Genomic DNA, 15385 nt, shown 5'->3' on the forward strand with positions numbered 1-15385 from the left:
CATTGAGTTCATTGAGTTAGCGAATCGTTTTTAAGTGCATCGACCACTTCATTTCGAGGGTGTCCCTCTTCCCAATAACCAGCATTTATTCTGGGAGGTATGAGAGGTTTGCAACCCTTGTTTTGCAATACTTCATGGCACTTTTTTGTGTCGTAAGCACCATCTGCTGATACGGAATGAACTTTCCTACGCAGCGGATTCAATAATGTTGGGAGAGCTTCGCTATCACCAACATTGACGAGGCTGACTTCTGCACTAATCACATCATGGGTATCGACATCAACGGCCAGGTGCAGTTTACGCCAAGTTCTACRCTTCTCGGCTCCATGCTTCTTAACTTTCCATTCGCCTTCACCGAAGACTTTCAGRCCTGTTGAATCAATGGCGATATGGCGAACTGAGCCTTTAGATTTGTTCTTGTATTTTACCTGAACAGTCTTTGAACGCTTGCTAATACTGGTGTAGTTAGGAGAGCGCAAAGGGACGTTCATCAAAGCAAATATAGAATCGATAAAGCCTTGAAGCGCACGTAACGGGAGAGAGAATATCCCTTTAACCATCAAAGCTGTTTCAATAGCAGTATCAGAAAATTGAAAGCCTCTACCTCGTTTACCATGGTGACTTTTACATTGCCATGCTTCAACGGCTGAGTCGTCAATCCAAAACGTTACTGAGCCTCGCTTGCACAAGGCTTCATTATACTCACTCCAGTTCGCTATCTTCTTCTTCGACTTACCCATAACAACACCATGCTTCTACTACATGGGATCAGATCGCAGGATCTGAGAAAAGGTTCCAACTGATTTAGTCAACAACGCCCTAAAGAGACCTCTTATAAACCAATACAAATAAATTTAATGGAGAGTATTCGCGCGCTATTGGAAAGAGAAGTACATACTGCGGAACGAGTGCGGAAATTGAAGTATACGTCTAATCACGACGAATTGACTCAAGTATTTAATCGTAGAGCGATATTAAGCGAGTCACCCAAATTCATCGATAACACTATAGAAAATGGCGTCAGTATTGGAGCTGTTTATTTTGATATCGACGGGCTTAAGTATGTTAATGATAACTTCGGACATAATATTGGCGACCAATATATAAAGTCCTTCTCTCATTCACTTCAACGTAACACTCGTAAGGATGATATTTGTGGAAGGCTTGGAGGAGATGAGTTTCTCTTATTGTGTAGAGACATCACAAAAGATTCCCTAAACAAAATAATAAGCCGAGTACAATCTGACTTTAATAAACACTCCCAAAAGCTGGGAATAGATTGCCATGCCACTTTTAGCCATGGTTCACTTATTTACTCGTCAAATATTCCACCTATCGAAGAGTTAATTCGACTAACGGATGAGCAAATGTACGAAAACAAAATGAGTAAACGTTACGCCCAACTAAAATAAAAAAAGCGAGCACTATGCTCGCTTTTCTACCACTTAAAATTCGTTTCAGTTACGCTCGGTTACCGATTTTCACCGTACCATTAGTCGCAAACCAAAGCGCTTCAGAGCGACGACGACCTAATAGAATTGGACCATCATCGTAGAACAAAAAGTTCTTCCAATGCTTCTTAAAAACGGCCCATTTGGTTTCAAGAACATTATATTTTTCATAACAAAAATAAACAGTTACGTCATCTTGCCAATCAATAAAGTTAAGAATCTCTCCTGGCATTTCCGGCTCATCGGCTTCCCAATGTGCCATCCAGCTGATCTCTTCTTTCCAGTTCGATGCTTTGCTAGGCCAGTCTTGCGAGCTTAATCGCTCAGCATCTGGGCTTTGAGGGCTCACGTTCTCTTTCCAAAACTGAGACGCTCTTGCCTGTGTCATTGGCTTAATTTTTTCCAAATCCTCAGCCGGAAGTGGCATCGACTGGTGAGTAAAAATCCATTTTCTTTGGTATTCGTCCAAAGTTGTGTATGACATCAAAATTCCTCAAATATCTTCTCAGGCCGATGGTTCAACCATGGCTCTATGTTCTTTTAGTAAAGACAGCAACGCTACACCGCTTAATATTCGCTGCCTTTTTTAATCGCTGCTCGTTTGTGAGCCTATAGACTGCGTTGTCTAAATGTTGCGTCTATCTTCCCAATTAGGATTGACGAGCGCTGTCAGTATGTGGTCTTCCCATTTACCGTTAATTTGTAGGTAATCTTTGGCAAAACCTTCACGTACAAAACCGAGGTGCTCAAGTACACCCGCACTTCGTTCATTGTGAGGCATATAACCCGCCATTAGGCGATGCATGTTCTGCACGTCAAACATGTAGTCTTTCGCCATGCCGAGGCCTCTGCGCATGTAGCCATGGCCCTGGGCTTGCTCTGCGAGTGAATAACCTACGTTGCACGCATAGAACGGGAAACGAGACAAATTACTGAACGAGATAGTCCCTAACATTTCGTTAGTATCGGCATTAATCAATAAACAGTAGTAGCCGAGCCCCATTTTATGAAGCTCGTTTAACTTAATTAGGCGCTGTGCCCAGCCTGTTCTCTCAAAAAATGCATCTTCACGAATCGGTTCCCAAGGCTTGAGATACTCTCGATTCACTTGGAAGTACTCACTGATCATAGTCGCATCGTCTATCTCAGCGGTACGTAGAATCAGATTTCCATCTCGCTTGTAAATGCGTTCTGGTGTGCTCAAATCTTCCATAATTTAGGTCTTATTCGATCAGTTCTTTCTAATACCGTAATCACGAAGTTTATTCGCAATAGAGGTATGAGACACGTTCAAACGCTTGGCTAACTTGCGACTTGATGGGAATGACTGGTAAAGCTTCTCCAAAATCTGAGACTCATAGTCTTTCATGATCTCATCCAGAGAGCCATCTAAGCTCAAGTTCGCCATGCCTGTTGTCATGGTTTCTAACTGAGGTAAGTGGAACTGCTCAACCGTTAGCGTATCTGAATCCAGTTCAGTAAGCGCACGTAATACCATGTTGTCTAGTTGACGAATGTTGCCCGGCCATTGGTAGCTACCAAGTTGGTCGATTAGCTCTTGAGTAAGCTTAGGCTTAAGCATACCAAGCTGTTGTGCGTATTTAGCTACGAACAGTTCCAGTAATGGCGCAACGTCGTTAGAACGTTCACGCAATGCTGGAATAGAGAGAGTCAGTACATTCAAGCGGTAGAACAAGTCTTCACGGAACGAGCCTGAATCAGCAAGTTCAGAAAGACGGTGACGCGTTGACGCAATAATACGAACATCAGCGTGCATCTCTTCCTCTTCACCCACACGACGGAATGAACCATCTTGTAGGAAGCGAAGCAGTTTGATTTGTAGATGCGGGCTCATTTCGCCAATCTCATCTAAAAATACGGTACCGCCATTTGCTTGTTCGAAAATGCCTTTATGACCTTGTTCATGGTTGAATGAACCCGGGGCGTGACCAAACAGCTCAGTTTCTGCTACGTCATCAGGCATCGATGCACAGCTCAGAATCAAGAATGGGAAAGATGAGCGGTTCGAGCGGTTATGACACGCTTTCGCCAACATCTCTTTACCTGTACCTGTATCACCTTCAATCAGCAGAGGCTGATCTAGCATCGCCAGTTTTTTTGCTTGGCTGATTAACGCTTTATGACGATTAGAAACACCAACAAAATGCTCAAAGCCTAAGTTGTTCTGTTCAGGAATCGCATCAGGGGTATTCATCTCTTGGTTGCAAGAACGAATCGTCATAACCGCGCTCGCAAGCACAGGTTCGTTGACGTCACCACCCAGATAGATAGGTAGGATTTCAATAGAGAAGTCTAAACCGTCCAACACAACAACTTCACGATGGCGTGTGACTTCACCTTCGATCCAACGACCAAAGTTAAAGCTAGGTACGAAGGATGCGAGTGGTTCGCCAATCACTTCGTCTTCTTGTTTGCCAAATAGGTTGAGTGCAGCGTGGTTTGCCATATCGACTGAACCTTTAAGGTCAATCGCAATCACGGGATCAGGTAGGTTAGCCAACAAAGCGATCAGCTCAGTGTTGTGCCTTTCGCTCGGCATGAATTGTATTTTTCGTACATCCTTTACACCTGAAATTCGACGAATTTCAGCCATAAGTTCACTAAAAGCATCAAAATCAATATCAGGGCAGTTCAGGTAAATAATGCCTTTAACATCGATTTCAATTCCTCGTAAATCAATGCTTTTTGAGGCCAAGATATCGAGCAACTCACGCGTTAAGCCGAGTCGGTCTTCACACAATACTTCAAGACGCACAAATAGTCCTATTATAGGTGTCAGGATAAGTTGACAGTAGTGTGAATTAAGGTCTGAGTTCAGTCAAGAAGAAGAGTAAACATATGTTTACTCTTCGCTCGCAAACCACTCAATGTCATACATTTTGTTTCAAAGACGTACGTTTTATTTGAGGGTGATACGCTTTATTTCAGAAAGGACAGCTTTGCGCATGTCGGCCAGTTTTACTTTACGTTCATTATACCAAGGCATAGGGCGAAGTAATGTCATGGCTTTTAGACCCAATCGTGCAGTCAGGATACCAACACCCAAGCCCTGCCCCGCTCTCGCTGAGACTTTACCAGCCAGATCCATGGAAACTAAATCCATACTTGCATCAATCGCGAGTTCACTGGCACCCGCTGCTGCCATGTTGATTAATACCAACTTGAAAAGCTTAATGCGAGACCAGTATCCAAGTTCAATGCCGTACACATCAGCTAGCTTGTCTATCATGGTGAAATTACGCCACGCCACCAGCAACATGTCTGCCGCTGCTAATGGACTCACCGCAACCAAGGCTGCCGATTCAGTCGAAAACTTAGTAACGATTTGAGTCGCCACTTTGTCTTGCTGAGCAACAACTAATGCATCGTACATATCCAACACTTCGGCATCACTATGTGCAGGGTTGATGCTGTTTCTCCACTTATCGAACGCCGGAGACTCCGCAATAATGCCGCCCTGCTTAGCGATGTTTTCACAGAACGCTTTGCCTTTACCGACACTTTGGCTCTGTAGTAGCCCTTCACTCTGCTCTTGTACGCTAAAGTGATCTTTCAATGAGCGTAGCTTCCACAGCTCTTTGCCAATTGCACCTAAGCCCAATGAAGCGATTGCCGCGATAAAACCAGCCCAACCGAGCGCGAGCCAATCTGCTGATTGAACCGCCGTGACGACAGAATCAATCGCTTGCCAGCCCACTAAGCCTGCGAAAGCAACCATTAAGCCAGAGCCCAACCACTTTCTCTTTTTACTTGGACGAATGATCTGTTCCAGTTGTTGCTCGGCTTCGCCATCTAGCTCGCTCTCAACCTGTGGTGCAACGGGTACAAATTTCTCTTGTTCGGTAAACAACTGCTGAGCGCCTAATTCTGGGGTCGCTTCGCCCACGCCTTGTTTTCCAAAAGCATTATCATTGTCATCAAAAGAGGTCTTCAGCGGCTCATTAAAGACCTGCTTTGTTTTTAATTCACTCATCTTTTATTGCCTCAATTACTTCAACTTATCGCCAATGAGATACTCTAAAACCTTATCAATTCTTAGGTGTTGGCAAGGTTCATCCGAATGTTGCTCCATTGGCCTAAAGCTCGTGAAATCAAACTGGTTAGTTTCCCAGTACTGCTTGTTTGGCAGCTTGCGTGGCACCTCACCCGGATACATAGTCTGGGGAACGTTATCCAAAGTAACACCTTGCAGTGCTGGCACATTGTCCGAGCCCGATGAGATATAACCTGCACTGGTCGCTTGAATAGAAGCGATGCTCATGCAGCTCATATCGATATGCTCAAACGCCGCCTGTTGCCACGCTGGGTGTACCATCTGTTGCAGCAGTGACACCAAGTTTGGATGCTGATCTGGTGTTACATGGTCTGCCTTAGTCGCTGCAAACAGGATCTTGTCGATCTTCGGAGCAAACAAACGTCTCAGGATATTGCTTCGGCCATATTTAAAGCTCTTCAATAACTGTTCAAGTGCACCACGCATATCCATGAAAGAGTCGTAACCTGCATTGAGTGGCTGCAAACAATCCACCAGCACAATTTGTCTGTCGAAGGTTGAGAAATGATTCTTGTAGAACGCTTTAACAACCTTCTGTTGATACTCTTCATAGCGAGCTTTCAGCACCGCATAGTTACTTGTTTTCGAGAATTTACCTCCTGGTGCTGCGCATGGGAAAAACTGCAACACAGGCGCGCCTTCAAGCTCACCAGGTAATACAAATCGCCCCGGTTGCACCCAATGTAGTCCATTGCTCTTACAAGTGTGGAGATACTGAGTGTAGCTATCCGCAATGTTAACCAGTTTCTTCTCATCAGCTTCAGCCAACAGGTCAACGTCGCCAAGCATTGCGCTCCACTCTTGCGAATAGGTTTCTCGGTCACCTTTTAATGCGGCAAACTGAGATTGGCTCCACGTTTCAAAGTCCATATCCAATAACGGTAAATCAAGTAACCATTCACCCGGATAGTCAACAATGTCGAGATAAAGCGTACTGTTTTTACTCAGTAGCTTCTTCGCGCCTTTTGCCGGCTTGTATTTAATGGCCAAGCGAATTTCACTGACATCGCGCGTCGGTACTGGCCATTCTGGTGGCTGACCATTTAATGATTCCATCGCTTCGTCATAAGAGAACCGCGGAATCATCATGTTGTGTTGTGGGATGCGCTTTGCACCAATAATTCTTCCGTCTCGCGCTGATGCAAGAAGCGGTAAATTCTTATGAGTAGAGGTATGAAGAAGTTGGTTAACCAACGAGGTAATGAATGCTGTTTTACCTGCACGAGACAGACCCGTGACCGCTACTCTAATGTGAGAATCCGTTCCTCTGCTTATAAAGTCACTCATTTCTTGAGTTAGGTGTTTCATTTGAACGACTCCGTGATATTTAGGCAAGCTGGTTATGATGATAGAGAGGCAAGCCTATGTTCTTTCCCTATAGGGATAGTTTGTATGCTGTTACTTGTTCTTTTACTAATAGTGATTAGTATGCAATACACATTCTTAATGCTAGATGAATAAAAGCCCCTGACTACATTCATAATCAGGGGCTTTAAAATTTTTGCACGATATCCGACGTTTAATCGTCTTCAATCAACTTGTAGATAACAAACAGTGCAATCTCTGCAATTAGCCAAAGCGCACAAGTAATCGTCACGTATTTATTATCAAAGATACTAATCCCTTTCAAGATCAGGTCGTAGCCAACAAAAGCACCAATCACCACTGCCAAGATAATCTGTAGGATCTGAATAAAACGAGGCATTCCTCTCTCCTATGTTCTTATATCAAACTATGTGTTTATCACTATATCATTGATAATATGACAAAAGTGCAGATAATGCTGCACTTTTGTCTTCAACTTTCTGTCAAAAATTGCAATTCAAACGCTGAAGTTAGCGACAATTACGATTTTTGGGCTTCGGTTAATTACGCTTTCTCAGCTTCAGCAATCTTCACTTTCCACGTGTCAGGGCCGATCTGGTGTGCGTTCACGCCGTTAGAATCAACTGCTACCGTTACTGGCATATCTTCAACTTCAAACTCGTAAATCGCTTCCATACCGAGATCTTCAAACGCAACTACGCGTGCTTTTTTAATTGCTTTCGCGACTAAATAAGCTGCACCACCAACCGCCATTAGGTACACCGCTTTGTGTTCTTTGATTGATTCAACCGTTGCAGGACCACGTTCCGCTTTACCGATCATACCCATAATGCCAGTTTCGTTCAGCATCATGTCGGTAAACTTATCCATACGAGTAGACGTTGTTGGGCCAGCAGGACCTACCGCTTCATTACCTACAGCATCAACAGGACCCACGTAGTAAATGAACTTGCCTTTGAAATCAACGCCAGCAGGTAAGCCTTCGCCGCTTTCTAGCATGCCTTGAATACGTTTATGAGCAGCATCACGGCCCGTTAGGATTTTGCCTGATAGAAGAACTGTTTCACCAGTCTTCCACTCTTGAACATCTTCTTTGGTTACTTCATCAAGGTTAACACGGCGTGTGTTTGCACCCGCTTCCCAAGTGATGTCTGGCCACTCTTCCAGTTTAGGTGGCGTTAGCTCTGCTGGGCCGCTGCCGTCTAGTGTGAAGTGAACGTGACGTGTTGCTGCACAGTTCGGAATTAGGCAAACAGGCTTAGACGCTGCGTGTGTTGGTGCTGTTTTGATTTTCACATCAACAACGGTAGTTAGACCACCAAGACCTTGTGCGCCAATACCTAGCTTATTTACGCGGTTGAAGATGTCTAGACGAAGCTCTTCTTCTGCGTTCTCAGGACCTTTCTCGATAAGCTCTTGGATATCGATGTGTTCCATCAGAGACTCTTTCGCCAGTACCGCTGCTTTCTCAGCAGTACCGCCGATGCCTATACCTAGCATACCCGGTGGACACCAGCCCGCGCCCATCGTTGGTAGCGTCTTCTCTACCCACTCTGCAATGTCATCAGAAGGGTTAAGCATAACCATCTTAGTTTTGTTCTCTGAACCACCGCCTTTCGCCGCGATTTGAATTTCAACTTTGTTGCCTGGAACCATATTAACATGAACAACCGCAGGTGTGTTGTCTTTAGTATTAATACGCTTACCTGCAGGGTCCATTAGGACAGATGCACGCAGTGGGTTATCTGGGTTGTTGTAAGCTTGACGAACGCCTTCATCAACCATTTGTTGTACTGTTAGATCCGTTTCCCACTTCACATCCATACCGATGTTCACGAAACAAGTAACGATACCTGTATCCTGACAGATAGGACGGTGACCTTCCGCAGACATACGTGAGTTAATCAGAATCTGAGCGATCGCATCTTTAGCTGCTTGGCTCTCTTCTTTCTCGTACGCTTTTTCTAGGGCTTGGACAAAGTCTAAAGGGTGATAATAAGAAATGTACTGAAGTGCGTCAGCGACACTGCTGATCACATCTTGCTTACGAATAACCGTCATTGCATGCCTCTTTATTGTTCTGGTTCCATGTGGGTTCACAGCTTGGCTATATATGCCAAATCGAATTAGGTGGTTTAGCTTTTTATTGTGTTGAGCTGTATTTAGTTGCTTTAGCAATCGCTTGCATAGCTTTAAACTAAACCACTTGGATTACTCCGTTCTAATCAAGAACCCATTTTATTTTCAATTTATGATACTCTTGCTTCCTCTCACAAGCCATGCAGTGATCGAACTCTTTGTCACAAATTAAACAAATGAATAACAACGAATTTCGCGCCATCCATATCAAGCCGCTTGAATATCAATCAACTTTAGCTAAACAGCTGTTTTCTCATATCGAAAACCTGCCGTGGGCAATGCTATTACGCTCTGCTTCAGAAAGCCACGTTGATAGTCGATACGACATTTTAGTTGCTCAACCCATCGCCACCTTCGAAACAATCGGTGCAAAAACCACCATTAATGTTAAAGAGACGTGCGAGGTTTCAGATTCCGATCCTTTCGAACTGCTAAACCACTATCAGCAGCAATTGTTACCAGCCACGAATGAGCACTCTGAGTTGCCGTTCATCGGCGGTGCATTAGGCTACTTTAGCTACGATTTGGGTCGAAGAGTGGAAACACTTCCGGCTACTTCTACACGTGATATTGATGCACCCGATATGGCGGTAGGCCTTTACGAATGGGCGATTGTGGTTGACCACAAGTTGAAAACAGCTTGTGTGGTTGGGCAAAACATCGAAGCGCACTGGGATTGGTTATCTCAACAAGAAGCTCAACCTACGGTTGAAGAGTTTAGCCTAACAACACCGTGGCAATCGAACATGAGCGAGCAGAGCTACGCAGATAAGTTTGATAGCGTTCAAGAATATCTACTGTCCGGTGACTGCTATCAAATCAACTTGGCTCAGCGCTTCAATGCAAAATACCAAGGCAGCGAATGGTTGGCCTACGAAAAACTAGAGCAGTATAACTCGGCTCCGTTTTCTGGTTTCATCCGTCTGGCCAACAGTGCCATTATTAGTGTCTCACCAGAACGCTTCCTAGAGCTAAAAGATAACGTTATTGAAACGAAACCCATCAAAGGCACTCGTCCTCGTTCTGATGACCATGTGATTGATGACTCGAATGCACAAGAACTAGCAAGCGCGGATAAAGATCAGGCTGAAAACCTGATGATTGTAGATTTACTTCGTAACGATATCGGGCGAGTAGCAAAGCCAGGAACGGTTCATGTCCCTAAATTATTCGATATTGAAAGCTTTCCTGCGGTGCATCACTTGGTGAGCACCATCAGAGCTGACCTTGATTACCAATATTCTGCAACGGACCTGTTAAGAGCTTGTTTCCCGGGCGGCTCTATTACCGGCGCCCCTAAAGTTCGTGCGATGCAGATCATCGAGGAGCTGGAGCCACATCGACGCTCGGCTTATTGTGGCAGTATCGGTTACATCAGCAGAAATGGCAGAATGGACACCAGCATTACCATCCGAACTTTAGTGGCGGAGAACAATACGCTTTATGCTTGGGCTGGCGGTGGTGTGGTATTCGATAGTGATTGTGCGTCTGAATACCAAGAAACGCTGGATAAACTAAGTCGAATCCTCCCTGTACTGGAAGAGTGCTAAGTAACACCAGTTTACTGACCGCTTAGTACAAGTTCTAAGCCAAAACGAAAAGCAGAAAAAGCCGAAGTCATCGCGATGATCACTTCGGCTTTTTATTCCCAAACTTTTGCTATAGCTGTTATGCAGTCATCAACTATGACGTAGTGATAGGTCCAACACCCCACTTCTTAAGCATTTCTTTTAGGTCATTAGCCGTATATGGCTTACTCAGGATGTCGTTCATCCCACATTGAATACAGCGCTCGCGCTCCTCCAACGTAGTCCCTGCCGTCAGCGCGACAATAGACTTAGAATAACCTTTCTCTCTAAGTGTCTCAGTTGCTTCAAAGCCATCCATGAGTGGCATCCGGCAATCCATAAACACAATGTCATATTCTGTGTCTGACGCGAGCTCTACCCCTTCAACACCATTGCTGGCAATCGCAGGCTCTATCTCATGTTTACGTAGCATCTGCTGAATGATGATCTGGTTCATCTTAATATCATCAACCACCAACACTTTCAGCAGTGAAAGTTCAACTTCAGATTCAAACCCTTTAGAAATCGTATCGCTACCATCAGGAACATCGACAACTTGGAGGGGGACTGAAATGGTAAATGTCGTCCCTGAACCAACAATGCTGGTTACACCTATATCGCCATCCATCAGGCCGACTAGCTTACGGCAAATCGCTAAACCTAACCCAGTACCTTCATAATTACGGCTACTTGAGTTATCCGCTTGAGTAAAGGGTTCAAACAGCGTTTTATAAGCGGACTCAGCAATACCGACTCCGGTATCTTCTACAGAGAAAACGAAGTGCTGATCACGCCATTCGATATCAACGTTTACATGCCCTTCCTCGGTAAACTTAATCGCATTACCGATCAGGTTTACAAATAACTGAGTGATTCGCTCTAAATCACCTTTGAAGTGTGACGGGACGTCTGAAGCTACGCTAATGTTAAAGTCGAGTTGTTTCTCAATTGCTCGATTGGTAAAGATACTCTCAATAGTATTTCTTAAGTCATGCAAAGAGAACTTTTTAGGGATCAACTCCAGCATACCCGCATTAATTTTGCTGTAGTCCAATAAGTCATTGATAATGGTTCTTAAAAACTCACCTGATTGACTTAAGTTATTCAAGATTTCTCGTTGGGAACTATTGAGCTCGGTATCACTGATTAATTCCGCACTTCCCAATAAACCGTTGAGCGGCGTTCTTAGCTCATGGTTAATCATCGCGACAAAATCGCGCGTGGCTCGCTCAGATTCCTCTGCTCGCTTACGAGACTCAATATTTCGATTGATGGCTAACTGGTGAGTAATGGCACTACAGATAAGATCTGTAACCAGTAAGAGTTGGCTCTCGATAAAGTCGACATCTTGTTCAGATAGGTTGACCTTGACGATCAATGCTCCAACGATAACCTTCTCAACTTCAAGTGGTACTGTGAGCAGATCACCTTCCCATTGGGTTTCAACGATTTCTTGGTCAAAATCACCAACCGATGCATCACCATAATCGTAGGATTGAAGTTGTGGGAGCAGCTTCGATGGCAATATTAAGCGGCTAGCTTCAATAAGGTAACTGTTTGTCACGTTAGTGGTCAGTTGAGACAGCATCACATCATCTACGTCGCTTCGAAGAAACGCGCGACCAAAATCTATCAATAGATTATCGATTTGTTCTTGAAACTCGATACGACGAATGTTCGCATTAGAACGCTTTTCCAACTGGCGCAGGGCAAGCTCCAGCTGTTGGTTGGCTTCGAACAGTTCAAGACTTTTTTGCTCCAACAGAGCTTCAGCGGCTTTGCGGGCGGCTATTTGGCGCTTTAGTTTCTTCTCTAAGGCAGAGGCCGGATCCATATTACTTTTCTACTTTGAGATTAAACCTAACCACACTTTGGTCATCATTCTGAGGCGTCATTTCCACTGTGATCGATTCTCCATGGTATTCCGCACAGCCTTCAATTAGCCCTAAACAGACATGCGACATGCATCGTGCGCTTTTATAATCAAAAACAAGCTGTGCTTCGGTCGTGGTGATAAAACTGAATTCAGGAGGCTCAGCATCCGGGTAGAGCTTTTTCACTTCTACGTGAATGTAGCGCTCTACGTACTGAATAAATTGGAAGGTGGTATTGCTATGAGCAAGGCTCGCTTTATTCGGTAAAGAGGCCAGTAAGTTCTTAAATACTGACTGTCCAAAGACGCGTTGTAAGCTGGCCGCATCAATATCGGTTTTCTTACTCAAATTGATAATCAACCTGACAAGATCTTTGTGGTCGTAACTACCAACCGATGTATAGATCCCTTCATCTTCCGACATTTCTAAAACTTCTTCCAAAAGCTCTAAACCGAACTTATCTTCAACAAGCTCTAAGAATTCGGTGAATATGATTCCTTTCATTTCATACCTTATCTTTTGTTTCTTTTTAGAATAGTCTACTAAGTCTTTGTTATCAAATTCTTAATCAAAAAAGTAGGGATTCGTAGCTAATTTTATGACATTGATAACGGATATTCATCTAGATGCTCACTTCAAATATAGCAAAAACCCACAATATTGAGTGCTCTAGCTCACCGATAGCCTCTATGGTACTTACCTCTTAGGTTGGCATTACGCGAAAGGTTGTGCCTATACTTAAAGGCATAATAATCAATAAATTGGCAAGCTATGAACCGAGATAACTTCCTACAACAGTTTCAACTAAACCCACCTGTTGGCTATCACCCAGAGTCCGTTGAACGCGTTTCTCATATCAGTGGTGAGGAATTGCGAAAAGCGGCAGTGGTAGTTGGTTTAGTAGAAAGGGAAGATGGTTTACACGTCATTTTTACTAAAAGAGCAGCCCATTTAAAACATCACCCAGGACAAGTTAGCTTTCCAGGAGGTAAACATGAGCTCTCTGACCCATCTATGCAATTTACTGCACTTAGAGAGCTTCATGAAGAGGTAGGAATTCGATCGGATCAGGTTAAAATTGTTGGGCAATTACCTGCCTTGAGTACTATTAGTAAATTTTCTGTTACGCCGATTGTCGCATTAGTTGATCCCGACTATAAACCCATCATTGATCAGAACGAAGTCGCTTCCATTTTTGAGGTTCCGGCTACCTATGTTTTAGACCAAGCGAAATTGCACAGCCACACTGTTAACTTCAAGAAAATCAAACATCGTGTTTTCGCGATGCCCTTCGAAGAGCACCTTATATGGGGCGTCACGGCACAAATCATCCAATCTATGCAGCAACATGTAGTGCAACGAATTACATAGAAACTACGTTTTGTTTAATCTCTGTTAACAAACAACACGCTTTGTATGGAACAGATTTATTAATGCAATTTTACGCAATCGTTTACTTGGTATAATTCTGTACAAGCGCCCCTTTCAGATAAGAAAAACTAATATCAGACATGAACATAAATCACATGTAGCACGCCATTTTCGTGATCAAAAATCCGTTTTTCGCATATCATGTGACACGCCGTTTCATTACATGATTTAGATCTATTTTTTGCCGACGAAAATTCTGCAAAATTAGCCCCGACTTATTTCCTGTTCCCAAAAAATGAGTAATTTAACATGAACACAACAACTTCTTCGGCAAATGCCGTAAAAGACTCGAGCAAGTTTAACTATAAAGATTTTACCTGGTGTTTATCACTATTCGGTACAGCAGTTGGTGCTGGTGTACTATTCCTTCCAATTAAAGCTGGTGCGGGTGGTTTTTGGCCATTAGTTATCCTAGCTCTTATTGCTGCACCAATGACTTGGTTCGCACACAAATCTCTAGCACGTTTCGTACTGTCTGCAAAAAATCCTGAAGCTGACATTACAGATACAGTAGAAGAACACTTCGGTAAGACTGGCGCAAACCTTATTACTTTCGCTTACTTTTTCGCTATCTACCCAATCGTTCTAATTTACGGTGTTGGTATCACAAACACTGTTGATTCTTTCCTAGTAAACCAAATGGGTATGGAATCTATTCCTCGTCCTCTTCTTTCTGGTGCACTTATCCTTGCAATGACAGCGGGTGTTGTATTCGGTAAAGATCTAATGTTGAAAGCAACTTCAGCAATGGTTTACCCACTAGTGTTCATCCTACTAGCACTGTCTTTCTACCTAGTTCCTGATTGGAACACTTCAATGATGGAAGTAACGCCTGAATGGTCAACAATGCCTTCTGTTATCTGGCTTGCAATTCCAATCATCGTGTTCTCTTTCAACCACAGCCCAATCATCTCTCAGTTCTCTAAAGAGCAACGTCGTGTATACGGTGAAAACGCAGTTAAGAAAACTGACGCTATCACTGGCGGCGCAGCAATGATGCTAATGGGTTTTGTAATGTTCTTCGTATTCTCTGTTGTACTTTCTCTATCTCCAGAGCAACTAGCGAATGCACAAGCACAGAACATCTCTGTACTTTCTTACCTAGCTAACGTTCACGAGTCTCCACTTATCTCTTACATGGGTCCTCTAGTAGCGTTCGCAGCAATCACATCTAGCTACTTCGGTCACTTCCTAGGTGCTCACGAAGGTCTTGTTGGTCTAATCAAGTCTCGCTCTGGTTCTTCAGTAAGCACTATCGAAAAAGTATCTCTAGCGTTCATCGTTGTGACTACTTGGATTGTTGCAGTAGTTAACCCAAGCATCCTAGGCATGATTGAAACAATGGGTGCTCCAATGATTGCAGCTATCCTGTTCCTAATGCCTGTATTCGCGATGAACAAAGTACCGGCAATGGCTAAGTACAAAACTTCAGCACCTGTACAAATCTTTACAGCTTTATGTGGTCTAGCGGCTATTAGTTCTGTAATCTACGGCGCTCTTTAATCTATAAGCAGCTTTTAT

At 43.7% G+C, this 15385-nt stretch carries 13 protein-coding genes and 1 pseudogene; 4 read left to right on the plus strand and 10 right to left on the minus strand.

Going from position 1 to position 15385, the window contains the following annotated elements; translation table 11 throughout:
- Nucleotides 1–17 precede the first annotated feature (17 nt).
- Nucleotides 18–740, minus strand: a pseudogene (locus tag L1D55_RS17340) (IS5 family transposase); the annotation flags it as partial.
- 117 nt (nucleotides 741–857) lie between these two features.
- On the opposite strand from L1D55_RS17340, the gene L1D55_RS17345 reads away from it, so the two are divergent.
- A complete protein-coding gene (locus L1D55_RS17345) occupies nucleotides 858–1412 on the plus strand; it encodes a GGDEF domain-containing protein (RefSeq protein ID WP_239918249.1) in 555 nt (184 codons plus the stop codon).
- 49 nt (nucleotides 1413–1461) lie between these two features.
- On the opposite strand, the gene L1D55_RS17350 is transcribed toward L1D55_RS17345, so the two are convergent.
- The 7 genes from L1D55_RS17350 to L1D55_RS17380 form a co-directional block, all read right to left on the minus strand.
- Nucleotides 1462–1935: a DUF2947 domain-containing protein gene (locus L1D55_RS17350; RefSeq protein ID WP_239918250.1), complete on the minus strand. Its 474-nt coding sequence runs from the start codon at nucleotides 1933–1935 to the stop codon at nucleotides 1462–1464.
- Between the two features lie 141 nt (nucleotides 1936–2076).
- Nucleotides 2077–2664: a ribosomal protein S5-alanine N-acetyltransferase gene (rimJ, locus tag L1D55_RS17355; protein WP_239918251.1), complete on the minus strand. Its 588-nt coding sequence runs from the start codon at nucleotides 2662–2664 to the stop codon at nucleotides 2077–2079.
- An 18-nt stretch (nucleotides 2665–2682) separates the two neighbouring features.
- Complete coding sequence (tyrR, locus tag L1D55_RS17360; protein WP_239918252.1) at nucleotides 2683–4227, minus strand: transcriptional regulator TyrR; 1545 nt, start codon at nucleotides 4225–4227, stop codon at nucleotides 2683–2685.
- A gap of 144 nt (nucleotides 4228–4371) precedes the next feature.
- Complete coding sequence (locus L1D55_RS17365) at nucleotides 4372–5445, minus strand: TIGR01620 family protein (RefSeq protein ID WP_239918253.1); 1074 nt, start codon at nucleotides 5443–5445, stop codon at nucleotides 4372–4374.
- Between the two features lie 15 nt (nucleotides 5446–5460).
- Nucleotides 5461–6834, minus strand: a complete 1374-nt coding sequence (locus L1D55_RS17370; RefSeq protein ID WP_239918254.1) for a YcjX family protein — start codon at nucleotides 6832–6834, stop codon at nucleotides 5461–5463.
- Between the two features lie 211 nt (nucleotides 6835–7045).
- On the minus strand, nucleotides 7046–7231 hold the full coding sequence (locus L1D55_RS17375) for a hypothetical protein (protein ID WP_004734731.1): 186 nt from the start codon (nucleotides 7229–7231) through the stop codon (nucleotides 7046–7048).
- Between the two features lie 164 nt (nucleotides 7232–7395).
- Nucleotides 7396–8913: a fumarate hydratase gene (locus tag L1D55_RS17380; protein WP_239918255.1), complete on the minus strand. Its 1518-nt coding sequence runs from the start codon at nucleotides 8911–8913 to the stop codon at nucleotides 7396–7398.
- 254 nt (nucleotides 8914–9167) lie between these two features.
- Here L1D55_RS17380 and pabB point away from each other — a divergent pair, with 254 nt between their 5' ends.
- The gene (gene pabB, locus L1D55_RS17385) at nucleotides 9168–10541 is read left to right on the plus strand and encodes an aminodeoxychorismate synthase component I (protein ID WP_239918256.1); all 1374 of its coding nucleotides are present in this window, start codon (nucleotides 9168–9170) and stop codon (nucleotides 10539–10541) included.
- A gap of 133 nt (nucleotides 10542–10674) precedes the next feature.
- On the opposite strand, the gene L1D55_RS17390 is transcribed toward pabB, so the two are convergent.
- Entirely contained in the window at nucleotides 10675–12393 is a 1719-nt protein-coding gene (locus L1D55_RS17390; protein WP_239918257.1) for an ATP-binding protein, read from the minus strand.
- A 1-nt stretch (nucleotide 12394) separates the two neighbouring features.
- Nucleotides 12395–12937 carry a heme NO-binding domain-containing protein gene (locus tag L1D55_RS17395; protein ID WP_239918258.1) on the minus strand — a complete coding sequence of 181 codons (543 nt, stop codon included), beginning with the start codon at nucleotides 12935–12937 and terminating at the stop codon, nucleotides 12395–12397.
- 267 nt (nucleotides 12938–13204) lie between these two features.
- On the opposite strand from L1D55_RS17395, the gene L1D55_RS17400 reads away from it, so the two are divergent.
- Nucleotides 13205–13804, plus strand: coding sequence for a CoA pyrophosphatase (locus tag L1D55_RS17400; RefSeq protein WP_239918259.1), 600 nt, complete (start codon nucleotides 13205–13207; stop codon nucleotides 13802–13804).
- A 309-nt stretch (nucleotides 13805–14113) separates the two neighbouring features.
- A complete protein-coding gene (locus tag L1D55_RS17405) occupies nucleotides 14114–15367 on the plus strand; it encodes an aromatic amino acid transport family protein (protein ID WP_128161080.1) in 1254 nt (417 codons plus the stop codon).
- Nucleotides 15368–15385 lie beyond the last annotated feature (18 nt).

Source organism: Vibrio sp. Isolate22 (genome assembly GCF_022398115.1).
Taxonomy (GTDB): Bacteria; Pseudomonadota; Gammaproteobacteria; order Enterobacterales; family Vibrionaceae; genus Vibrio.